24 protein-coding genes are annotated in these 21780 nt (G+C 70.4%); 12 read left to right on the top strand and 12 right to left on the bottom strand.

Annotation, left to right across the window (positions count from 1 at the left end; all coding sequences use genetic code 11):
• Window positions 1–89 precede the first annotated feature (89 nt).
• On the bottom strand, window positions 90–869 hold the full coding sequence (locus K2F47_RS20645) for an IclR family transcriptional regulator (RefSeq protein WP_242906258.1): 780 nt from the start codon (window positions 867–869) through the stop codon (window positions 90–92).
• Window positions 870–945: 76 nt separating this feature from the next.
• On the opposite strand from K2F47_RS20645, the gene K2F47_RS20640 reads away from it, so the two are divergent.
• From K2F47_RS20640 to K2F47_RS20620, 5 genes are all read left to right on the top strand, one after another.
• On the top strand, window positions 946–1881 hold the full coding sequence (locus K2F47_RS20640) for a zinc-binding dehydrogenase (protein ID WP_242906257.1): 936 nt from the start codon (window positions 946–948) through the stop codon (window positions 1879–1881).
• A gap of 28 nt (window positions 1882–1909) precedes the next feature.
• Window positions 1910–2758, top strand: a complete 849-nt coding sequence (locus tag K2F47_RS20635) for an MBL fold metallo-hydrolase (protein ID WP_242906256.1) — start codon at window positions 1910–1912, stop codon at window positions 2756–2758.
• A gap of 34 nt (window positions 2759–2792) precedes the next feature.
• Window positions 2793–3551, top strand: a complete 759-nt coding sequence (locus K2F47_RS20630) for an SDR family NAD(P)-dependent oxidoreductase (RefSeq protein ID WP_242906254.1) — start codon at window positions 2793–2795, stop codon at window positions 3549–3551.
• Window positions 3552–3572: 21 nt separating this feature from the next.
• Window positions 3573–4865: an alpha-glucosidase/alpha-galactosidase gene (locus K2F47_RS20625; RefSeq protein ID WP_242906251.1), complete on the top strand. Its 1293-nt coding sequence runs from the start codon at window positions 3573–3575 to the stop codon at window positions 4863–4865.
• A gap of 121 nt (window positions 4866–4986) precedes the next feature.
• Complete coding sequence (locus tag K2F47_RS20620) at window positions 4987–6006, top strand: amidohydrolase family protein (RefSeq protein WP_242906249.1); 1020 nt, start codon at window positions 4987–4989, stop codon at window positions 6004–6006.
• Between the two features lie 60 nt (window positions 6007–6066).
• Here K2F47_RS20620 and K2F47_RS20615 read toward each other — a convergent pair whose 3' ends face one another.
• From K2F47_RS20615 to K2F47_RS20575, 9 genes are all read right to left on the bottom strand, one after another.
• Entirely contained in the window at window positions 6067–6876 is an 810-nt protein-coding gene (locus K2F47_RS20615) for a carbohydrate ABC transporter permease (protein WP_242906247.1), read from the bottom strand.
• Entirely contained in the window at window positions 6873–7817 is a 945-nt protein-coding gene (locus K2F47_RS20610) for a carbohydrate ABC transporter permease (RefSeq protein WP_242906246.1), read from the bottom strand. Before K2F47_RS20610 ends, K2F47_RS20615 begins: the two co-directional genes overlap by 4 nt.
• The gene (locus K2F47_RS20605; RefSeq protein WP_242906244.1) at window positions 7814–9130 is read right to left on the bottom strand and encodes an ABC transporter substrate-binding protein; all 1317 of its coding nucleotides are present in this window, start codon (window positions 9128–9130) and stop codon (window positions 7814–7816) included. The genes K2F47_RS20610 and K2F47_RS20605 overlap by 4 nt, the downstream gene beginning before the upstream one ends.
• A gap of 149 nt (window positions 9131–9279) precedes the next feature.
• Window positions 9280–10338 (bottom strand): potassium channel family protein, encoded by a 1059-nt coding sequence (locus K2F47_RS20600; protein ID WP_242906242.1) that lies wholly within the window; start codon window positions 10336–10338, stop codon window positions 9280–9282.
• Between the two features lie 157 nt (window positions 10339–10495).
• Entirely contained in the window at window positions 10496–10855 is a 360-nt protein-coding gene (locus K2F47_RS20595; protein WP_242906241.1) for a hypothetical protein, read from the bottom strand.
• Window positions 10856–11052: 197 nt separating this feature from the next.
• Window positions 11053–11511, bottom strand: coding sequence for a peroxiredoxin (locus tag K2F47_RS20590; RefSeq protein WP_242906240.1), 459 nt, complete (start codon window positions 11509–11511; stop codon window positions 11053–11055).
• 147 nt (window positions 11512–11658) lie between these two features.
• On the bottom strand, window positions 11659–12087 hold the full coding sequence (locus K2F47_RS20585; protein ID WP_214618704.1) for a DUF3052 domain-containing protein: 429 nt from the start codon (window positions 12085–12087) through the stop codon (window positions 11659–11661).
• Between the two features lie 243 nt (window positions 12088–12330).
• The gene (locus K2F47_RS20580; RefSeq protein ID WP_242906239.1) at window positions 12331–12738 is read right to left on the bottom strand and encodes a secondary thiamine-phosphate synthase enzyme YjbQ; all 408 of its coding nucleotides are present in this window, start codon (window positions 12736–12738) and stop codon (window positions 12331–12333) included.
• Window positions 12739–12845: 107 nt separating this feature from the next.
• Window positions 12846–13052, bottom strand: coding sequence for a DUF1918 domain-containing protein (locus tag K2F47_RS20575; RefSeq protein ID WP_242906234.1), 207 nt, complete (start codon window positions 13050–13052; stop codon window positions 12846–12848).
• Window positions 13053–13364: 312 nt separating this feature from the next.
• Between K2F47_RS20575 and aceE the strand changes: the two genes are divergently transcribed.
• Window positions 13365–16154, top strand: a complete 2790-nt coding sequence (gene aceE / locus K2F47_RS20570; protein WP_242906233.1) for a pyruvate dehydrogenase (acetyl-transferring), homodimeric type — start codon at window positions 13365–13367, stop codon at window positions 16152–16154.
• Window positions 16155–16229: 75 nt separating this feature from the next.
• Here the strand turns inward: aceE and K2F47_RS20565 are convergent, their stop codons facing one another.
• Window positions 16230–16601 (bottom strand): VOC family protein, encoded by a 372-nt coding sequence (locus K2F47_RS20565; protein ID WP_242886748.1) that lies wholly within the window; start codon window positions 16599–16601, stop codon window positions 16230–16232.
• Window positions 16574–17071, bottom strand: a complete 498-nt coding sequence (locus K2F47_RS20560; RefSeq protein ID WP_242906229.1) for an ATP-binding protein — start codon at window positions 17069–17071, stop codon at window positions 16574–16576. Before K2F47_RS20560 ends, K2F47_RS20565 begins: the two co-directional genes overlap by 28 nt.
• A gap of 219 nt (window positions 17072–17290) precedes the next feature.
• Between K2F47_RS20560 and K2F47_RS20555 the strand changes: the two genes are divergently transcribed.
• From K2F47_RS20555 to K2F47_RS20530, 6 genes are all read left to right on the top strand, one after another.
• A complete protein-coding gene (locus tag K2F47_RS20555; RefSeq protein ID WP_242906224.1) occupies window positions 17291–18145 on the top strand; it encodes a helix-turn-helix domain-containing protein in 855 nt (284 codons plus the stop codon).
• Window positions 18142–18330 (top strand): DUF397 domain-containing protein, encoded by a 189-nt coding sequence (locus tag K2F47_RS20550; RefSeq protein WP_242906223.1) that lies wholly within the window; start codon window positions 18142–18144, stop codon window positions 18328–18330. The genes K2F47_RS20555 and K2F47_RS20550 overlap by 4 nt, the downstream gene beginning before the upstream one ends.
• A 217-nt stretch (window positions 18331–18547) precedes the next feature.
• A complete protein-coding gene (locus K2F47_RS20545; protein ID WP_242906222.1) occupies window positions 18548–18931 on the top strand; it encodes a hypothetical protein in 384 nt (127 codons plus the stop codon).
• 49 nt (window positions 18932–18980) lie between these two features.
• Window positions 18981–19169, top strand: a complete 189-nt coding sequence (locus K2F47_RS20540; RefSeq protein ID WP_242906221.1) for a DUF397 domain-containing protein — start codon at window positions 18981–18983, stop codon at window positions 19167–19169.
• 64 nt (window positions 19170–19233) lie between these two features.
• Entirely contained in the window at window positions 19234–20178 is a 945-nt protein-coding gene (locus K2F47_RS20535; RefSeq protein ID WP_242906219.1) for an RNA polymerase sigma-70 factor, read from the top strand.
• Between the two features lie 80 nt (window positions 20179–20258).
• Window positions 20259–21440 (top strand): NAD(P)/FAD-dependent oxidoreductase, encoded by a 1182-nt coding sequence (locus tag K2F47_RS20530; protein WP_242906217.1) that lies wholly within the window; start codon window positions 20259–20261, stop codon window positions 21438–21440.
• Window positions 21441–21780: the final 340 nt, after the last annotated feature.

Below are 21780 nucleotides of genomic sequence, written 5' to 3'. Positions count from 1 at the left end.
TGCGGACATGCCCCCGGGGGCGGGGCGGGTGCCCCATGAGGCCCGCCCGGCCCCCTCCCGGGCGGGGCCCCGCGGAGCGCCGGCGGGCCTCACTCGGCCGGGCCTGCGGGTTCGTCCAGCTCGTCGGCCAGGATCGTGCGCAGCCGCAGCGCCACCTCGGTCACCCGCGCCTTCGGGAAGCGGTCCTTCGGCGCGGTGACGCTGATCCCGGCGGACGGCGTGGAGCGGCCGAGGAAGACCGGCACCGCCGCGCAGCGCACGCCCTCCTCGTTCTCCTCCAGATCGAGCGCGTAGCCGCGCTCCCTGATCTCGGCCATCTCCTCGGCGAGCCGGGCCGGCGAGGTGATCGAGTGCCGGGTGACGGGCCGCAGCTCGTGCGCGGCGGCCCACAGCTTGATCGCCTCGTCGGTCGGGTACGTCCAGGCCAGCAGGGCCTTGCCGACGCCGGTGCAGTACGCGGGATTGCGGCCGCCGATCACCGAGGTCATCGTGATCGGGTGGATGGCCTCGACCTTGTCCACGTAGACGATCTCGCCGCCGTCCAGCACGGCCATGTGCGTGGTCTCGTTCAGCTCCTCGCGCAGCCGCAGCAGCACCGGGTGGACGAGCGCGCGCAGGTCGATCCGGTCGTAGTAGCGGAACGCCGCCGCGAGCAGCTCCGTGCCGAGGAAGTAGGGCCCGTTCGGCTCCGGCTGGGCGGCGAAGCCGCGGTGCCGCAGCGCGCCGAGCAGCCGGTGCAGCGAACTGCGCGGGATGCCGGAGCGGACCGCGAGGTCCTCCAGCGTGACGCCGCGCCCGCTCTCGGAGAGCAACTGGATGATGCGCAGCGCCCTGTCCACGCTGCCCACCGGTGACTCGTTCTTCGCCATGCGACCCTCTCCCCTATGTTTCCGCAATACGGAATGCTAGCCCACGATACGGATCGCTGCTACATTCACGGCTGTGATGAAGGCACTCGTTTTCACCGCGCCGAGCGTGGTGGAACTGCATGACATCGACGAACCGTCCGTGAAACCCGATGAGATCCTCGTGGAGGTCGCCGCCGCCGGGATCTGCGGCAGCGAACTGCACGGCGTGCGCACCCCCGGCTTCCGCACCCCGCCGCTCGTCATGGGCCACGAGTTCGCGGGGACGACCCCCGACGGCCGCCGCGTCGTGGTGAACCCCATTCTCTCCTGCGGTGACTGCGATCTGTGTACGCGGGGACGCGGCAACCTGTGCCGCCGCCGCGCGCTGATCGGCGTGCACCGCCCCGGTGGGTTCGCCGAGCGGGTCGCGGTACCGGCGTCCTCGGTCCACGCCCTTCCGGACGCGCTGTCCTGGACGGCGGCCGGCGTGGTCGAGCCGATCGCCTACGCAGTCCACTCGTGGAACGTGGCAGCGGTCCCGGAGGGCGCGCGCGTCGGTGTCATCGGCTGCGGGACGATCGGCCTGCTGTGCGCGCAGCTCGCGCGGCTGCGCGGCGCCGCGTCCGTGGTCGCCGCCGACCTGTCCGAGCGCCGCGCGGCGATCGCGGGACAGTTGGGCGCCGACGCCACCGGCCCGACGCTGCGCGGGGAGTTCGACGTGGTCTTCGACGCGGTGGGGCTGCCGGCGACCCGGGCCGACGCCCTCGCCCGGCTCGCGCCCGGCGGGGTCGCGGTGGCGCTCGGGCTGGCGAGCGCCGACCCCGGGTTCGACGCGAACGACCTCGTCCGGACCGAGAAGCGGCTGCTCGGCTCGTTCGGCTACACCCCCGCGGAGTTCAGCACGGCCGTCGAGCTCGCCGCAGAATGGGACCTGAGCTGGGTGAACACCTTTCCGTTGAGCGATGGCGCCCGGGTCTTCACCGACCTGATGAACGGCGGCACGGAACCGGTCAAGGCCCTCCTCGCGCCATGACCGGTCAGTAGCAGAGGAGGAGTCGGCGATGGGGATCAGTGAGGGCTTCCGGGAACTGGCCGTCCCGCCCGGCATGGTCGGCGTCTGCGCGCTCGGGCAGGCCGGGTTCCTGCTGAAGGGCGCGAACGGCACGGTCGTCGCCGTCGACCCGTACCTGTCGGACCGGCTGGCGGCCGACTCGGAGTTCGGCCCGCCCGGCCGCTGGGCCCGCCGGTTCCCGCCCCCGTTCGGGCCCGCCGACCTGGACGCCGACGTCGTGCTCGTCACCCACGAGCACGCCGACCACTTCGACCCGCACACGCTCGGCCCCGCGCTCGCGCGCCGCCCCTTCACGGTGGTGGCGCCGCCCGTCCTGCGGCAGGACGCGGAGGCGCTCGGCGCACGGTTCGTCCCGGCGCTGGCGGGCGAGCCGCTGGAGATCGCGGGCATTCGCGTCCACCCCGTCCCGGCGGCGCACTCCCCCGAGTACACCGGGCCGCTCTGCTACGACGTCATGGTGCAGGACGGCGCGCACCGCTTCCTCGGCTACGTCGTCGAACTCGACCCGGGCGTGACCGTCTACCACGCGGGCGACACCGTCCCGCACCCCGAGATCGACCGGGCCCTCGACGGCCTGCGGCCCCGGGTCGCGCTGCTGCCCGTCAACGGCCGCGACCGGATCCGCGAGGAGATGGGGATCGTCGGGAACCTGACCGTCCGGGAGGCGGCGCACCTGGCCGCCGGCGCCGACGCGCGCTGGCTGCTGCCGAGCCACCACGACCTGTTCGCGGTCAACGCCGAGTCGGTGACGACGTTCGTCGACGTCCTCGACCGGGGGTTCCCCGACCAGGAGTACCTCGTGCCGAAGGTCGGCCGCCCGGTCGTGCTCGGCGTATGAACCGCTACCGGCCCGACCACGGAAGGACATGGCGATGCGCGGGCTGACCGGAAAGAACGTCCTGATCTCGGGCGGCACCAGCGGGATCGGGGAGGCCGCCGCGCGCCGGTTCCTGGAGGAGGGCGCGCGGGTGTTCGTGTGCGGCCTCGACCGGGTCGAGGACGTCGTCGCCGGGCTGTCCCCGCTCGGCAAGATCAGCGGGACGACCTGCGACGTCAGCCACGAGGACGACGTCGAGCACCTGGTGGCCGAGGCGGTCGCCGCGCTCGGCGGCGTGGACGTGCTGATCAACAACGCCGGGACGGGCTGGCGCGAGCCGTTCCTGGAGATCACCCCCGAGCACTGGGACACGATCATGGCCGTCAACCTGCGCGGCATGTTCCTGGTCGGGCAGGCGGTGAGCCGGCTGATGGTGCGCGAGGGGACGCGCGGCTCGATCGTCAACATGTCCTCCACCAACGGGCTCGGCGGCGAGGAGGACTACGCGCACTACAACGCGTCCAAGGGCGGGGTCCTGCTGCTGACCAAGACGATGGCGGTGGAGCTCGGGCGGCACGGCATCCGCGTCAACGCCGTCTGCCCCGGCTACATCAGCACCCCGCTCAACGCCGGGATCGAGGCCGACCTCGGCCCGGACTTCGTCGCCGCCTACCAGCGCGACCACATTCCCCTCGGACGCGCCGGGCAGGCCGCCGAGGTCGCCGCCGCCTACGCCTTCCTCGCCTCCGACGACGCCTCGTTCGTGCACGGAGCCGAGCTGGTCATCGACGGCGGCCAACTCGCGATCATGTAAGGGACACCGGTAAGGGGCACCATGGCACGCATCGTCTTCATCGGCGCCGGAAGCGTCGAGTTCACCAAGAACGTCCTGTCGGACATCCTCACGCTGCCGGGGCTCGGCGCGTCGACGCTCGTCCTGCACGACATCGACGCCGAGCGGCTCGGCACCGCCGAGACGATGGCGAACTGGATGGTGGCCCACCTCGGGCTGCCCGCCAAGGTCGAGGCGCACACCGACCGGCGCGCGGCCGTCGACGGCGCCGACTACGTGATCAACGAGATCGCGGTCGGCGGGTTCGAGGCCACGAAGATCGACTTTGAGGTGCCGGCCCGCCACGGCATCCGGCAGACGATCGCCGACACGCTGGGGATCGGCGGGATCTTCCGCGCGCTGCGCACGATCCCGGTCATGGTCGCGCTCGGCAACGACCTCGCCGAGCTGGCGCCGGACGCGCTACTGCTCAACTACACCAACCCGATGACGATGGTCCCGCGCTCGGTGTGGGAGGGGACGCCGTTCAAGAACGTGGTGGGCATCTGCCACTCCGTGCGCGACACGCAGGAGCGGCTGGCGAACCTCGTCGGCGTCCCGGTGGACGAGGTCGGCTTCGTCACCGCCGGCGTCAACCACCAGGCGTTCGTGCTGAAGTTCGAGCATGAGGGCGAGAACCTCTACCCGCGGCTCGCCGAGGTCGTCGAGGCCGACCCGAAGCTGCGCGCGACGGTCCGCGCCGAGATCTTCACGCGGTTCGGGCACTTCCCGACCGAGTCCTCGGTGCACGGCTCGGAGTACCTGCCGTGGTTCCTGCGCCACGACGACCAGGTCGAGCACTTCGGCGTGCAGATCGGCGCCTACCTGGAGTGGTCGCGGGAGAACCTCGACTCCTACGCCGAGACGCGCCGCCGCCTCGCCGCGGGCGAGGGCGTGGAGGTCGAGCCGATGTCGGAGCTGGCCTCGGAGATCATCCACTCGATCGAGACCGGTACCCGGCGGGTCGTGCACGGCAACGTCCGCAACGACGGCCTGATCTCCAACCTCCCGCCGGACGCGTGCGTGGAGGTCCCCTGCGTCGTCGACCGGTCGGGCGTGCGCCCGACCCGGATCGGCGCGATGCCGCCGCAGCTCGCCGCGCTCAACCGCACGTTCCTGAACGTCGGGGACCTGACCGTGCGGGCGGCGCTGGAGGGGCGGCGCGACCACGTCCACCAGGCGGCGGCGCTCGACCCGAACACCGCCGCGACCCTCACCCTCCCCCAGATCCACGACCTGGTGGAGGACATGATCGACGCGCACGGCGACTCCCTTCCCGAGGGGATCCGGCGTTGACCGACGGAGTCGCGCAAGGCCTGTGGCGGGCCGCCGCAATGGACGCCGCCATCGACGTCGCCTGTGACGGCGGCCCGCCGCCCTTCTTATTCACGGGCGCCCCATTTCCCGGAGGTGGAGCATGAAGCTGAGCGAGTACCGGCCCCGCGCGCGACTGCGGGTGGAGGAGTCGCACGTCCCGCGGGCGGCGGTGCCGGCGATCGACGCGCACAACCATCTCGGCCGGTGGCTGACCGGCGACTGGACGATCCCGGACGTGAAGTCGCTGCTCGCGCTGATGGACGCGTGCGGCGTCGAGACGATCGTCAACCTCGACGGCCGCTGGGACGCCGAACTGGAGGCCAACCTCGACCGCTACGACCGCGCGCACCCGGACCGCTTCCTGACGTTCTGCCATGTCGACTGGACGCGGATCGGCCGTCCCGGCGCCCTCGCCGACAGCCTGCGCCGGTCGGTGGAGGCGGGCGCGCGCGGGCTGAAGGTCTGGAAGGACCTCGGCCTGCACATCCGGGACGACTCGGGCCGGCTCGTCCTGCCCGACGACCCGAGGCTCGGCGAGCTGTGGGACGCCGCCGCCGACCTCGGCGTGCCCGTGTGGATCCACACCGCCGACCCGATCGCGTTCTTCGACCCCGTCGACGAGCGCAACGAGCGGTACGAGCAGCTGCTCGCCCATCCCGACTGGTCGTTCGCCGACGCGGACCGCTTCCCGCGCTTCGACTGGCTCATGGACTCGCTGGAGGCGCTGGTCGCCGGGCACCCCCGGACCACCTTCGTCGCCGTCCACGCGGGCTGCCAGGCCGAGGACCTCGGCCGCGTCGGCCGCATGCTCGCCGCCTACCCGAACCTGAACATCGACATCGCCGCCCGCATCGCCGAGCTCGGCCGGCAGCCGCGCGCGACCCGCGAGCTCATGCTGCGCTTCCCCGACCGGGTGCTGTTCGGCACCGACGAGTTCCCCCCGTCCGCCGACCTCTACGCGACCCACTTCCGGTTCCTGGAGACGCTGGACGAGCACTTCCCGCACTCAAGCGACGACCCGCCGCTGATGGGCCGCTGGCGCATCAGCGGGCTCGGCCTGCCCGAGGACGTGCTGGCCCGCGTTTACGCGTCCAACGCGGCCCGCGTCCTCGGCATCTGAGAAGGGCCCTGGGCGCCTGTACGGAGGCGGGCGCCCGGGGCCCTTCGCCCTGCCCGGTTCCTATCCCTTGACCGCGCCCGCGAGCGCCTGCACGAAGCGGCGCTGCCCGATGATGAACACGGCCAGTACGGGGACGGTGGTCAGCACGGTCCCGGCCATGATCTTCGGCCAGTCCGCGCGGTGCTGCCCCTGGAAGGTGGCGAGGCCCGCCTGCACCGTGTACTTGTCCTCGGAGGAGATCGCGACCAGCGGCCAGAACAGATCGTTCCACGCGTAGATGAACGTGATCACCGCCAGCGCCGCGAGCGCCGGGCGCGCGACCGGCAGCACGACCCGGAAGAACACCCCGAAGCGGGAGCAGCCGTCGATGCGGGCGGCCTCCTCCAGCTCGCGCGGGAAGTTCTGGAAGAACGAGGTCATCAGGTACACCCCGAGCGCCGACGCGAGCTGCGGCACGATCAGCGCGGGGAGCGTGTTGATCAGGTGCAGCTCGTGGAAGATCAGGAACGTCGGGATCACGGTGAGCTGGAACGGGATCAGCGTCGTCGCGATGACCAGGACCAGCGCGACCTTCCGTCCGGAGAAGCGCAGCCGGGCGAACGCGTAGCCCGCCATGCTGCACAGCACGACCTGCGAGGCCACGATCGCAGCCGAGACGATCACGCTGTTGAGGAACCACCGCGGGAACTGCGAGTCCGACAGCAGCTCCTGGTAGCCGGACAGGTCCACGCCCGGCGGGTACAGCGGCGGCGGGTACCGGTTGATCTGCGCCTGGGTCATGACCGACGCGCCCAGCATGTAGACGAACGGCAGCACCATCAGGATCGACAGCGGCGCCAGCACGAGGTGCCGCGCATCGGGCCTCTTCACAGCAGGAACCCCTTCCGGCGCCCGAACAGCAGCCCGAGGACGATGGCGACGAGGCTGCCCGCGAACAGCGCGTAGGCGACCGCCGCGCCGTAGCCCGCGGTGAAGTACTCGAAGGCGAGCTGCCAGACGTAGTAGACGATCGTGATGGTGGAGTTGACCGGCCCGCCCCTGGTCGAGGTCAGCAGCAGGTCGAAGAACTGGAGGCAGTCGATCAGCCCCCAGACGGCGAGGAACAGCGAGATCGGCCGGACGGAGGGGATGATGATGTGCCGGAACGTCCGCCAGCGGCCCGCGCCGTCGATCGCGGCGGCCTCCAGCACCTCCGGCGCGATGTCCTGGAGCGCCGCCAGGTAGATCACGACGTTGAACCCGAACTGCGTCCAGACGAAGATCCCGGTGATCACGAACATCGCCTGGGACGGATCGTCCAGGAACCCCTGCGCGGGCAGCCCCGCCCGCGTGAGCAGGCCGTTCACCGCGCCGAAGTCCTTGTCGAACACGAAGGCCATCAGCAGGCCCTCGGCGGCGGCCGAGGCGACGAACGGGACGAGGAAGCACGCCCGGTAGAACGCGATGCCCCGGATCGGCTTGTTCAGCAGCAGCGCGACCACGAGCCCGAGCAGCAGCGACGCCGGGATGTACAGGGCGGTGAGCTCCAGCGTGTTGCGGATCGACTTCCAGAAGACGGGGTCGTCGGCGAGCGCCCGGTAGTTGTCGAGCCCGACGCCCTGCCCCTCGGTGACGAGGTCGGAGTCGGTCATCGACAGCCGCAGCGCCCAGCCCATCGGCAGCAGCGAGAACCCGAGGACCAGCAGTGTGGACGGCCCGGCGAACGACCACCCGGTGGCCTGGTCGGCCAGGCCGCGCCGCCTGCGCCGCCTCGGTGCCCGGCCCGGCGGATCGCGCCGCTCGGTCTTCTTCGCGACGACGGCCGCGCTCACTGGCCGGGCACCTTCAGCAGCGCGTCGGACTTGTTCGCCGCGTCGTTCAGCGCGCTCTGCGGATCGGACTTGCCGAGCAGAGCGGCGGCGATCGCCTGCGCGACGAACCCCGAGACCCGCGGGTACTTGGAGATCACCGGACGGATCTGCTTGGCGTTCACGAGGTTCTCGGTGACGACGTCCACCCCGGGGTACTTCTTCGTGTACTCCTGGTAGCCGGGCAGGCTCGTGATCGACTTGCGGGTCGGCAGCGAGCCGGTGTCGTTCATCCAGACCAGCTGCTGCTCGGGCTTGGTGAGCCAGGTGAGGAACTCGACGGCGGCCTTGACCCGGCGGCTGCCGTGGTCGAAGACGGCCCAGTTGTCCATGCCGGACACCGTCTGGTGGTCGCCGTTCGTCCCGGGCATCGGCGCGATCCCGTAGTCGACCTTCGCGGCCTGGACGTCGGGCAGCACCCACGGCCCCGCCAGGAACATCCCGAGGCGGCCGGACTCGAACAGCTTCTGCCCCTTCTCGGCCGGGCTCGTGTCCACGTAGACCGACTTGTCCTGGAGGGTCATCTGCTGGACGAGCGTGAGCGCCCGCACGCCCGCCGGGGAGTTGAAGGCGGCCTTCTTCTCGTCCTTGGACAGGATCGACCCGCCGTGCTGCCACAGCAGCGGCCACAGCAGCCAGGTCGTCTCCTCGCCGCCGCTGACCGCCCAGGTCGTCCCGTAGGTCTTGTCCTCGGCGTTGGTGAGCTTGCGCGCCATCGAGCGGAAGTCGTCCCAGCTCCAGGTGGGCGACGGGGGCTTGAGGCCGGCGTCGGCCAGCAGCTTCTTGTTGTACAGGACGGTCAGGTCGTCGGCCGCGGACGGGAAGCCGATCACCTTCCCGTTGATCGTCGCCGTCGCCCGGCTGTTCGGCCAGAAGTCGTCCCAGTTGACGTCGGACGCGCCGATGTACTTCTTCAGGTTCGGCACCTTCGGGCTCCGCGCGAGCGCCGCGCCCCACGAGCCGTACATGTAGGCGACGTCGGGAAAGGTGCCGGCGGCGAACGCCGCGGTGACCTTGGGCAGCATCGTGTCCGCGGTCGCGCCGCCGGAGTCGGTCTTGACCTTGATGTTCGGGTGCGACCGGTTGAACGACTCGACCAGCTTGTCCATCGACTTGGCCGCGATGTCGTTCTGGCCGTGCCAGAGCATGAGCTCGACGGGGCCTCCTCCCGAGTCCCCGTCCCCGGACGAGCAGGCTGCGGCGGTGGTCGCGAGGAGCACCGCGGCGACGATCGGCATGAGGTTCTTCAACGGGGATCCCTCCGTCAGCTCACGCATCCGCACTTTCCGTCATACGGAACGCTATTCCAGCATGCGGCAAAAGCTAGCAGCCAGTTTCCAAGCAGGTCAAGAGTTCGCAAGGCCCGTGGGGCCGGGCGGGGTCAGCGCGTGAGCCGGACGCGGTCAGCGTGTGAGACCGGGCTGGGTCACAGTTCGTGCCAGGGGATTTCGGGACGGGACTCGGCGACGACGGCGAGCGACTGCCCGCCGCGGACCGTCTCGTCCGGCCGCGCCGCCAACCGGAAGCGGGCGTTCGGACGGTGGGACTCGCCCACCGCCAGCAGCGTGCAGCCGCGCCTGAGGAAGTCGATCGCCAGGTCGAGGCGCGGCCACTCTCCCGCGTCCTCCGGCACGTCGAGGCGGTAGAGCGTCGAGTCCGCGTCCAGGGTGCTGGCCAGGTTGTGGTAGATCGACGCGACGCCCGGGTTGCGGACGGCGACGGCGACGACGGCGGGATCGTCGATGTCGACGGGCTCGATGTCCGGCCCGATCAGGCCGAGCGCCTCGGTGATCTCGGCGCGGCGGCCGCCGTCGTGCACGCCCGCCAGCAGGTGGACGGCCGGGGACCCGTGCCGCCGCAGGTGGGCCACCACCTGGAGCATGACCCGGACGGTCTCGTCGTCGGTGTGGCCGACCACGACGACCGTGCGGGCGTCGCGCAGGCAGGCGCGGTCGAACGCGGTGTCGTCGAAGGCGACCACGTCGTACAGGTCGGGGTCGGGGTTCTCGCCGGCCAGCTCGTCCGGCCAGAAGATCGTGACGACCTTCGCCGCCGCGAACTCGGGGTCGGCGCGCAGCTGCCCGATGACGGCGCGCAGGCCGTCGCGGTCGTAACCGACGGTCACGATGTGCCGCCGCAGATGCAGCCGCGCCTGGCCGGTGGCCCTCATCGTCCTCCCCTTCGCCATCCACAGCGTCAGCTCGGCGAACAGCACGAGCCCGGCGGTGAGCCCCGCCATGATCACGATCGCGCCGCCGATCCGGCCGCCGGCGGAGGTCGGGAACAGGTCGCCGTAGCCGGTGGTCGTGCCGCTGACGAAGAAGTACCAGAGGTACTCGTGCGGCTTCTTGATCTTGGCGCCGGGCTCCTCGAACACCGCGATCAGCAGCCAGCCGACCAGGAACGCCACCGCTAGAACGAGCGCCGGGGCGCGCCAGGAGCGCGCGACGATGCGGTGGGCGAGCCGCCGGAACAAGATCGGCATCCGCGCAGCGTGGCAGCAGGCGAATCCCCACGTCAAGAGCCGTTCTGCTACGGAGAGTGAGGGTCGCACCGATTGGCCGGGGAATGGCGGCCTGTCGGCGGTGACCGAAGACGGCCAAAAGGCGCACGGCCGGGGTCGGCGGGACGCGACCGGGGCGTCAGCCGGAGGGGCGGCGTTTCAGAACGCGGTTCAGGGCCGCCGCCACCTCTTCCGAGAGCCTGCCGTCCCGCTCCGGCGGCAGGGTGTCGCCCGGTGAGGCGGTCGAGCGGACCGGGCCGCCGGACGGGCGGTCGGCGGCGCGGGTGTGGCCGCAGTCGCGGCACTCCACCTCGCCCAGCCGGCACACCAGGGCGGACGAGCCGCAGTCGGCGCAGTGGTCGAGATCGGCGGCCCAGTCGTGGGCGGCCTGGCAGCCGGGGCAGATCAGCACCTGACGGTCGGCCCGGACGCCGCGCTTCCACGGGCTCGCGCCGCGCACCGGGTCGGTCTGCCGCGCCCCGCAGCGAAAGCAGGGCATCACCCCTCCAGAGGTGCGGGGGCCGGTACCGGAGGGCCGGCACCGGCCCGGTTTCTTGTGGGGGGACGACCCCACACGCCCCCGGGCCGATCTGGTTTCCCGTGGGGAGACGATCCCCATACCCCCGGAACGCCTGTGTTTCTCGTGGAGAAGCTCCCACGCCCTGCCGGGGATGCCCCGGCAACGGCCGGTTGGGCTCAGAGGGCGGCGAGCGCCTTGCGGTACTCGCCGATGTCGCGCGCGTCCGGGACGGCGTTGACGACCTTCCAGCGGACGACGCCCTCGGTGTCGATGACGAACGTGCCGCGCGTGGCGATGCCGCGTTCCTCGTCGAACACGCCGTAGCGCTGCGCCGTCCCGCCGTGCGGCCAGAAGTCCGAAAGCAGCGGGAACGTGTACTTCTCCTGCTCGCTCCAGGCGCGCAGGGCGAACACCGAGTCGACCGAGACCGCGAGCACCTGCACGCCGTCGCCGCCCAGCGTGTGCAGCTCGTCCCGGATCTCGCACAGCTCGCCCGTGCACACGCCGCTGAACGCCAGCGGGTAGAACACCAGGACGACGTTGGCGTCGCCGCGGAAATCCGACAGCTTCACCGGTGCGCCGTGCTGGTCCTTCAGCTCGAAGTCGGGTGCGACGTCGCCTACCTCGACCGCCATGCCTCTCCCGCGGTTCGCCCCCGCCGGACACGGGGGAAGTCGGTCGCCCCCACGGCCGTGGGGACGGACCCAGTCTGCCACCCGGACACGGCGACTCGCGGACCGGCGGGCGATCTGGCGCCGGCCGGCCTCGTGGGGACCCCCGGCCTACTTCTTGACCTTGGGTGCGACCAGTCGCGTCCCCGACCACTCCTTGGCGGCGCTGGTGCTGCTCGTCTGGGACAGCCCGGCCGTCTGGGCGGCCTCGCCGATGTCGCTCGGCTCCACGTGGCCCTCGCGGCCCGCCTTGGGCGTCAGCAGCCAGATGTTGCCGCCGCTGGTCAGCGGGAACATGGCGTCGGTCAGCGCCTCGAACAGGTCGCCGTCCTCCTCGCGCCACCACAGCAGCACGATGTCGACCACGTCCTCGTAGTCCTCGTCGACCAGCTCGCTCCCCGTGACGGCCTCGACGGAGCGGCGCAGCTCCTCGTCGACGTCGTCGTCGTAGCCGATCTCCTGCACCACCTGGCCCGCCTTCAGGCCGAGCCGTTCGGCCAGGCTGCGCTCAGACTGCGCCTGACCCGCGGTCGCGCTCACGAAAGTCCTCCCATGGTCGTCAAATCCGCACGGTGCCTTGTGCACGGTGCAACTCCGGCCCCCCGGGACGGGTGGCCCGCCCACACCAGTGCGGTGTTTGCGGGACAGTCCACACAAGTGGGGGCCCCTCGCGCAAGTGTCTTCCCGGCTTTTGGTCGCCTCATTGGCCCGAATACGGAGGCGGCGGTCATCGGACGCCCACAGAGGGTGACAATCCACGCCGATCCCTTAAACAATCCACGCCTATCCCTTTAGCAGCGACAACCTGACCTGTCGGTCGGGGTTGTCCAGGTTCAGATCGACCAGCGCCACCGACTGCCACGTCCCGAGGGCGAGCCGCCCGTCCAGGACGGGGACGGTCGCGAACGGCGCGACGAACGCGGGCATCACATGGGATCTGCCATGCCCACGTGAGCCGTGGGCATGCCTCCAGCGGTCGTCGGCGGGCAGCAGGTCGGCCAGGGCGGCGAGCAGGTCGTCGTCGCTGCCCGCCCCGAGTTCGATGATCGCCACTCCGGCGGTGGCGTGCGGGACGAAGACGTGCAGCAGGCCGTCCCCGCCCGTCGCGGCGGCGAAGCGCTCGCATTCGGCGGTGATGTCGTGCACGGTCTCCCGCGTACCGGTGGTCACCCGGACCACGGTGCTCTCCATGATCACTGGTGTACCCGATCCACGGCGCGAAATCCCCCGGACGCGCCCCGCCGCAGGGCACGCGCGGGGCGCTGTCGCGGTGCGGACGCGGCCGGGGGCGCGCCGGGTCAGCCGGGCAGGCCCTCGGCGGGCGCGGGGCCCTCGATGACCGCGTCCGGCCCCGGGTAGACGAGGGTCTCGTGGCCGTCGGCGAAACGGACGAGGTAGGGCGGCCCGCCGTCGGGCCCGCGTACCTCGATGATCTCGCCCTGCCGGTCGGTCTGGCCGACCACGTTGCCGTGGACGTGCAGCCGGTCTCCGATGTTCGCGTGCATGTCTCCCCCAAGCTCGTCGTCCCGGATGAGACGGGACATTTCGGGCATGGACCTGTTGTCTCCACCTTCATACGTCCGGGGCGCGGCGTCGAGAGGCATCCGGCACCGGCCTCGGGCGATCGGCCCTCAGGGGGTCCGATACCCCGGTTGACCGGGGAGAATGGGTTACCCAACGGTAGAGATGCGTTAGCCGGCGTAACCGGCGACGATGGATCACAACCGAGGCGACCAACGAGTCATACCGGGGGCCCGGTCGCCGGACGTGGCGATCAAGGCCCCACCAGCACAGACGGCAAGCGCAGAGGGGACCCCGTGGCTTCCGGACGTCAACGCTTCTCAATCATCAGCGACGGCCTGCCGAGCCAGCTTCCGGACATCGACCCGGACGAGACTCGGGAGTGGCTGGAATCGCTGGACACGGTCATCAAGACCGAGGGCCGGGGCAGGGCCCGCTACGTGATGCTCAGGCTGTTGGAGCGGGCCCGCGAGCTCCAGGTCGGCGTGCCCGGCCTGCGCAGCACCGACTTCATCAACACGATCCCGCCGGAGTCGGAGCCCTGGTTCCCCGGCGACGAGCACGTGGAACGACGCATCCGCGCCTATATCCGATGGAACGCGGCGATCATGGTGTCCCGGGCGAACCGCCCGGAGCTGGGCGTCGGCGGGCACATCGCCACGTACGCGTCCGCCGCGTCCCTGTACGAGGTCGGGTTCAACCACTTCTTCCGCGGCAAGGACCACGGCGAGTCGGGCGACCAGGTCTTCATCCAGGGCCACGCCGCCCCCGGCATCTACGCCCGCGCCTACCTTGAGGGCCGCCTCCCCGGCGACAAGCTCGACGGGTTCCGGCAGGAGCACTCGCACCCGGGCGGCGGCCTGTCCTCCTACCCGCACCCGCGGCTCATGCCGGACTTCTGGGAGTTCCCCACGGTGTCCATGGGCCTGACCGCGATCGACTCGGTCTACCAGGCCCGGTTCAACCGCTACCTCTACAACCGCAAGATCAAGGACACGTCCCGCTCGCACGTGTGGGCGTTCCTCGGCGACGGCGAGATGGGCGAGCCGGAGTCGCTCGGCGCGATCGGCCTGGCCGCCCGCGAGGAGCTCGACAACCTCACGTTCGTCGTCAACTGCAACCTCCAGCAGCTGGACGGCCCGGTCCGCGGCAACGGCAAGATCATCCAGGAGCTGGAGTCGTTCTTCCGCGGCGCCGGCTGGAACGTCATCAAGGTCATCTGGGGCCGCGACTGGGACCCGCTGCTCGCCCAGGACGTCGACGGCGTGCTCGTCAACCAGATGAACACCACGCCCGACGGCCAGTTCCAGACCTTCACGGTCGAGTCCGGCGAGTACATCCGGGAGAAGTTCTTCGGCGCCGACCCCCGGCTGCGCAAGATCGTCCAGCATCTGGACGACGACGACCTGCGCAAGCTGTCGCGCGGCGGGCACGACTACCGCAAGGTCTACGCCGCGTTCAAGGCGGCCCGCGAGCACGTCGGCCAGCCGACCGTGATCCTCGCGCACACGATCAAGGGCTGGACGCTCGGCTCCGACTTCGAGGCCCGCAACGCCACCCACCAGATGAAGAAGCTCACCAAGGCCGAGCTCAAGGAGTTCCGCGACCGGCTCTACCTCGACATCCCCGACTCGGCCCTCGAAGCCCCGCTGCCGCCCTACTACCACCCCGGCGAGGACTCCGACGAGATCCAGTACATGCGCGAGCGCCGCGCCGCGCTCGGCGGGTTCCTGCCGAAGCGGGTCGTGCGCGCCAAGCCGCTGAAGCTCCCCGGCGACCCCGTCTACGCGGAGCTGAAGAAGGGCTCGGGCAAGCAGAACGTCGCGACGACGATGGCGTTCGTCCGGCTGCTCAAGGACCTGATCAAGGACGAGAACATCGGCGCCCGGTTCGTCCCGATCGCCCCGGACGAGTACCGCACGTTCGGGATGGACTCGCTGTTCCCCACGTCCAAGATCTACTCCCCGCACGGGCAGACCTACGACGCGGTCGACCGCAAGCTCCTGCTCTCCTACAAGGAGTCCGACCAGGGGCAGATGCTGCACGAGGGCATCAGCGAGGCGGGCTCGATGGCCTCCACGATCGCGGCGGGCACGTCCTACGCCACGCACGGCGAGCACATGATCCCCGTCTACATCTTCTACTCGATGTTCGGGTTCCAGCGGACCGGCGACCAGATGTGGGCCCTCGGCGACCAGATGGGCCGCGGCTTCCTGCTCGGCGCCACCGCCGGGCGCACCACGCTCACCGGCGAGGGCCTCCAGCACGCCGACGGCCACTCCCCGCTGCTCGCCGCGACGAACCCGGCCTGCGTCCACTACGACCCGACATGGTCGTTCGAGCTGGCCCACATCGTCCAGGACGCGCTGCGCCGCATGTACGGCTCGTCCGAGGAGCACCCGGGCGGCGAGGACATCTTCTACTACCTCACCGTCTACAACGAGCCGTACCAGCAGCCCGCCGAACCCGACTCGGTCGACGTCGACGGCCTCCTCAAGGGCCTGTACCGCTACAAGGCGGCGCCAGACGTCACGTCCGGCAACGGCCAGGCACCGCACGCGCAGATCCTCGCGTCCGGCGTCGGCGGCCGGTGGGCCCTGGAGGCCCAGCGCCTCCTCGCCGAGGACTGGGGCGTCGCCGCCGACGTCTGGTCGGCCACCTCATGGAACGAGCTGGCCCGCGAGGCCCGCGCGTGCGACGAGTGGAACCTGCTGCACCCCGACGACGAGCAGCGCGTCCCCTACGTCACCCGGACCCTCGACAACGTCGCCGGGCCGATCGTCGCGGTATCGGACTTCACCCGCGCCGTACCCGACCAGATCGCCCCCTGGGTCCACGGCGACTTCTCCTCCCTCGGCACCGACGGCTACGGGTTTTCCGACACCCGCGCCGCCGCACGCCGCTTCTTCCACGTGGACGCGGCGTCGATCGTCCTCGCCGTGCTGACCCGGCTGGCCAGGAACGGCGAGATCAAGCCGGAGACCCTCTCCCAGGCCATCGACCGCTACCGCCTGAACGCGCAGGTCAGCGACGTGTTCGCGGGCGGCGTCGGCAGCGCGGAGAGCAACACCGGCGGCGACGCCTAACCCCCTACAGGGCGGGCGGTGACGAGATCGCGGAGGTGTAGGCCGCGACCCCGGACCGCCCGCCCCCTCTTTTCGTCAGGGCGCGGGTGTGAAAACCCCGAACCGGTTGCCGGACGGGTCCTCCAGGTAGGCGAACCGCAGCCCCGACACCGTCGTCACCGGCGGCTGGGCGACCTTGCCGCCCGCCAGCTCCGTGCTGACGCACGTCGCGTCCACGTCCTCGACGAGCACCAGGAACATGGCGTGGTTCTCGGCCGCGTCAGACTGGTGGAAGAGCCCGCCCTTGGGGGCGCCCTCTCCCGGGTAGCTGATCAGGTCGTAACCGTCCTCGTCGGGGTCGATGGCGAACTGCCACCCGAAAAGGTCGCCGTAGAAACGCCGAGCGTCCTCCGGCGCGTTCGTCCCCACCTGGAACCACGTCACGGTGTTGAACGCGGGAACTGCCATCTCGTGTCCTCCTCGATCGCTGTGGGAGCCAGCATCGGAGGGTCGGGCGACAACCCCCTGTCGGGGTTTTCGGACGAATACGAGAACTCCGCCCACACGACGGTACGGTCCCCGTCCTCCCGGAACCCCCACCGCTCCGCCAGGGCCTCGACCACCCGCATCCCGCGCCCGCTCTCGGACCCGTCCTCGGGCCTGACGTGCGGACGGCGGCCGTCCGCCCCGTCGTCGGCGACCTCGACGCGGCACACGTCGTCCCCGGCGAGCAGGCTGACGGTCACCCGTCCGCCGTCCCCGGACGCCGTGTGCGCGATGGCGTTGCAGACGGTCTCGCTGCCGACGGTCACGACGTCGTCCACGGGCCGCCCGTCCGGCATCACGTCGCGCAGAAACAACCGCGCATGCCGGACGGACTTCTCCACCCCCGGCAACGTGATCGCCCCGACCACGACCAGCCCCCCGCAGCCGCTCACACCCACGACACCCCCCGCCGGACGACCGCGGCCTCCTCCCCGGAAACCGTCCTGAACCGCAGAACCATGTTCATCTCGGACAGACGCATGGTGCGCCCCTTTCCCTCGGGAACGCCGCCACACTCCCCGCCCCCCGCGCCCGTCCGTGGCTCTCTGAACTTTTTCCGGCTGAATATTCAGCCCCGTGCACGCACGGCCACACTCAGTGACACTGGGCAGATGCCCACCGCATACGCCCCCACAGTCCGACAACGCCGGATCGGCTCAGCGCTGCGCAAAGCCCGCCTACACCGCAACCTGACCCTCGCCACCGCCTCCGGACACTGCGGCCGCTCCGCGGGCTGGCTCAGCGTGGTCGAAAACGGCCTGCACCCCATAGCCCCGGAGGAACTGGCCAACCTGCTCGACTACTACGAAGTCCCCGCAGGCCCCCTCCGCGACTCCCTCCTCCACCTGGCCACTCACACTCCCGGCCGCTGGAACCGCGTCTTCGAGCACCGCATCTCCGCCGCAGCACTCGACCTGGCCAGCCTGGAAGAGGACGCCGCCGAGATCTGCGACTTCGAGTGCAACCTCGTCCCCGGACTCCTCCAGACTCCGGCCTACACCCAGGAACTCGTCGTCATCGGCGCAGCCAAGCACCCGCACAACATCAAGAGCCTGGTCGACTTCCGCAAGTCGCGTCAGCAGGTGCTTTTCCGCCCTGATCCGCCTAGCTACAAGCCGCTCATCGCAGAGGCGGTCCTCTACAACCTGATCGGCGGTGACCCCGCGATCCTCCGCGCCCAGATCCGGCGACTGAGTCAAGTCAGCCAACTCAATCACGTGGACCTGCGCGTTCTCCCTCGATCCGCCAGCGCCTACCTGCAACTCATCACACCGTGCCACCTCATCTCCCTGCGCCCACCTGGGCGACTCACCGTGTCCATCGCAGAACTGAGCTCCGGAATCGTCTTCGTAGAGGACGAGGACGAGGTCGCGGCCCATCAGGAGATCTTCGAGCTGATGCGCTCAGCAGCTCTTAGCAGGACGGCTTCACTCGAACTCATCGACGGGATAGCGTCACAATCATGAGCAACCCCCGATCGTCCCAGCCCCAATGGCGCAAGAGCACCCACAGCGGCGGCAACGAGGGCAATTGCGTCGAGGTAGCCGACCTGAACGACCAGATCGCCATCCGCGACAGCAAGGCCCCCGAAACCCCCCACCTCACCCTCACCCGCCAAGCCTTCGCCACCCTCCTCGCCCGCCTCCGCTAGGCGCACGACCAAGGGCAGACCCCGCCCGTCCACGACCGCGTGCCTCTCCTCGCGCTTTTCGAAAGTCCGGTGCGGCGGACGTGGTCGTCTTTGTAAAACGGAAACGTTACAAACAATCACGTCGGCTTTGGTGGCCAGGTTGCGTCAGCGGGCTTTACAGGGGTGTCCGGCGGGCGCAGAATTTGGGTCCCAGTTCGCGGATCCGTAGCAGGAGAATATGATGCGCCGCTCTGTTTTACGATTCTTCTATGCCGTCCTGTCGGTTATTCCGCTGGTCATCGCCCTCGGCGCCGCTCCGGCGCACGCCGGCGCGACGGGTCAGCAGTGCGCGGTGTTAAGCCCAGGCAACTCCTCCCGTGTGCTGGCCTGCCTAACTGTTGCGAATGGGCAGGCGCAGGGATTTATGTACATTGTCGACGCCGCGAGCCTGACCAGGATATGGCTCTCCATGTTCGAGTGCGCGAACCAGGTCTGCACGGAAGTCTCGCTGCCGAGCGGCTACACCATCCCGGCCCAGCCCGGCAGGAGTTACATCGCCTGCGCCAACGCGATCTACTTCGGCAGCCATCAGCGCGCCTGCACCCCGCAGATCCCGGCCTAGGCAGTGTCTGGTGAATGATCCGCTGACCTGGCGCGATAGCGTCGCAGTCATGAACTCCCCCGGCCCGTCCCGGCCCCGCTGGCGCAAGAGCACCCACAGCGGCGGCAACGAGGGCGAATGTGTCGAGGTAGCCGCCCTGAACGACCAGATCGCCATCCGCGACAGCAAGGCCCCGGCTACGGGCCACCTCATCCTCACCCGCCAAGCCTTCGCCGTCCTCCTCACCCACCTCCGCTAGGGGTACTGCCCAGGGAGGTTGGTCAGCGTGGACGTGGCCTGCGGTTATGGCCGATCATGAGGCAATGTCGCTCCATACGCACGAGGCCGATCCGTTCGAGAGTTCCAGGGGTCGCCTGGAGGCCATCGCCTACCGGCTGCTGGGATCGGCCAGTGACGCGGAGGACGCGGTGCAGGACACGTACCTGCGCTGGCATGCGGCGGACCGGGAACGGATCGAGACGCCTGAAGCGTGGCTGACCAAGGTACTCACCAATCTCTGCCTCAACCGGCTTACTTCGGCACGGGCCAGGCGGGAGACCTATGTAGGGCAGTGGCTGCCCGAACCGGTGCTGGACGGGGACCGGATGCTCGGTCCCGCCGACACGTTCGAGCAGCGCGAGTCGGTCTCCATGGCGATGCTCACGCTCATCGAGCGGCTGTCCCCGAATGAGCGGGTGGTGTACGTGCTGCGCGAGGCGTTCGGGTACGCGCACCGCGAGATCGCGAAGATCCTGGACATCACGGAGTCGAACTGCCAGCAGATCTACCGGCGTGCCAGGAAGCATGTCGCCGTCGAACGGTCCCGCACGGTGGTCGATGCGGCCGCCGCGCGGAAGATCGTGGAGGAGTTTCTCGCCGCGGCCCTCAGCGGCGATACCGAGCCGCTGATCCGGCTGCTCGCCGACGACGCGGTCAGCGTGGTGGACGGCGGTGGCAAGATCGCCGCCCGCAGGACCCCGGTCCTCGGGGCGGTGGGCATCGCCCAGTACCTGCGCGGGATGTTCCGGCCGAGCGACTCCAAACGAGCCCTGGTCGGCGGCAGCCCCGCCTTCTACGCCGCGGTCGTCAACGGCGGTCCCGCCGTGCTGGTCGAGGTCGGCGAGCAGGTCATCGGGGTGGTGTGCCTCGATGCGACTCCCGGCGGGATCGCGGCGGTCCACATCCAGGTCAACCCGGACAAACTCCAGCGCATCGCGCGCCAGTGGGCGGCCGCCGGCCCGCACCGTCCGCTGGCTGAGAATTGGTGACCTGGATCATATTCGCTCGTTGTCAGGGATCGCTCGGCTGTCCGGTCTAGGAGGTGACAGCGACCAGATAGGAGCGAGCCATGAAGCACCGCATCGTCGTCCTGGGGGCCGGGTACGCCGGAGCCAACGCCGCCGGCCGCCTCGCCAGGCGGCTGCGCCGCGAGGACGTCGAGATCACCTTGGTCAACGGCGATCCGGAGTTCGTCGAGCGGGTGCGCATGCACCAGCTCGCGAGCGGGCAGCACTTGCGTCCGCGCCCCCTGCGCGACCTCTATGCGGACACCGGCGTACAGGTCCGGACGGCGCGGGTCACCGCCGTCGATGTGGAGGGCAGGACCGTCGATATCGACGGTGGCACCCTCGCCTATGACACCCTCGTGTACGCCCTGGGCAGCACCATCGCCGATCACGGCGTCCCCGGTGTCGCCGAGCACGCCCACAACGTCGCCGGCAAGCAGGCCGCTCTCCGGTTGCGGGCGCGCCTGAGCGAGGTCGAGCCCGGCGGGACGGTGCTCATCGTGGGCGGCGGCCTGACCGGCATCGAGGCGGCCGCCGAGATCGCCGAAGCCCACCCGGATCTCGAGGTCGCGATCGCCGCCCGGGGCCGCGTCGGGGGCTGGCTCAGCGACAAGGCCCAGCGCCACCTGCGCCGCGTCCTGGACCGGCTCGGCATCACGGTTCACGACCACACCGACATCACGCGCGTCGAACCCGAGGGCGTGGTCACCGGCGCAGGCGGGCGGATCCGGGCCCGGGTGACCGTGTGGACCGCGGGTTTCACCGTCCACCCCATCGCGGCCGCCACCGCCCTTGAGGTGTCCGGCGAGGGCCGGATCGTCGTGGACGCCGGCATGCGATCGGTCTCGCATCCCGACGTGTACGCCGTCGGCGACGCCGCGCTCGCCGAAGGAGCGGGCGGTAAGCCGCTGCGGATGTCCTGCGCCGCGGCGACCCCGATGGCGTGGCTGGCAGCCGACGTCATCGCCGCCCGCCTGACCGGCCGCGAGGTTCCTCAGACCACGATCGGCTACTCCGTGCAGTGCATCAGCCTCGGTCGCCGCGATGGAATCATCCAGCGCGTGACCGCCGACGATCAGGTCACGTCGACCGTCATCACCGGCCGAACCGCCGCACGGATCAAGGAGATGATCTGCGCCGGCGCGGCCTGGACCATCTCCCACCCGACCATGATGATGCCGAGCCGCCGCCGCCACCTCGCGGTCACCGGCGCGGCGGAGACCGGGCTCCTCGTCCGGTCATGACGAAGATTCGCCGGGCGAGCATGTTTGCGGCTCGCCCGGCTGGCGTGCTCCCAAGGCTGTGCTCATGTCCTGGAGCCGACCGGGCCGGAGGCAGTGGAACAGGCGGCCGAGCACGCGGTCGAGGATGTGGCGCAGACGCCGGGCAGGCTGCCCCTGGGGGGTGGCTCAGGGATGTCCCGGGCTCTACCCCGAGATCGTCGACAACGGCTGTTCTCGCCATCGGCGTGCTGCGACCGTCGAGAAATGATCTCTCAATTTCCGGAGCCGTCCGGCCCGAGGCGCCGATCCGTTCTGGTCGCGGTGGGCGCGGCGGGATTGCTCCTCGCCATCGGGGAACCAG

Source organism: Actinomadura terrae, assembly GCF_022751215.1.
Lineage (GTDB): Bacteria > Actinomycetota > Actinomycetes > Streptosporangiales > Streptosporangiaceae > Spirillospora > Spirillospora terrae.
The sequence above is the reverse complement of the archived record's forward strand: the minus strand, read 5'-3'. Positions and strand labels throughout refer to the sequence as shown.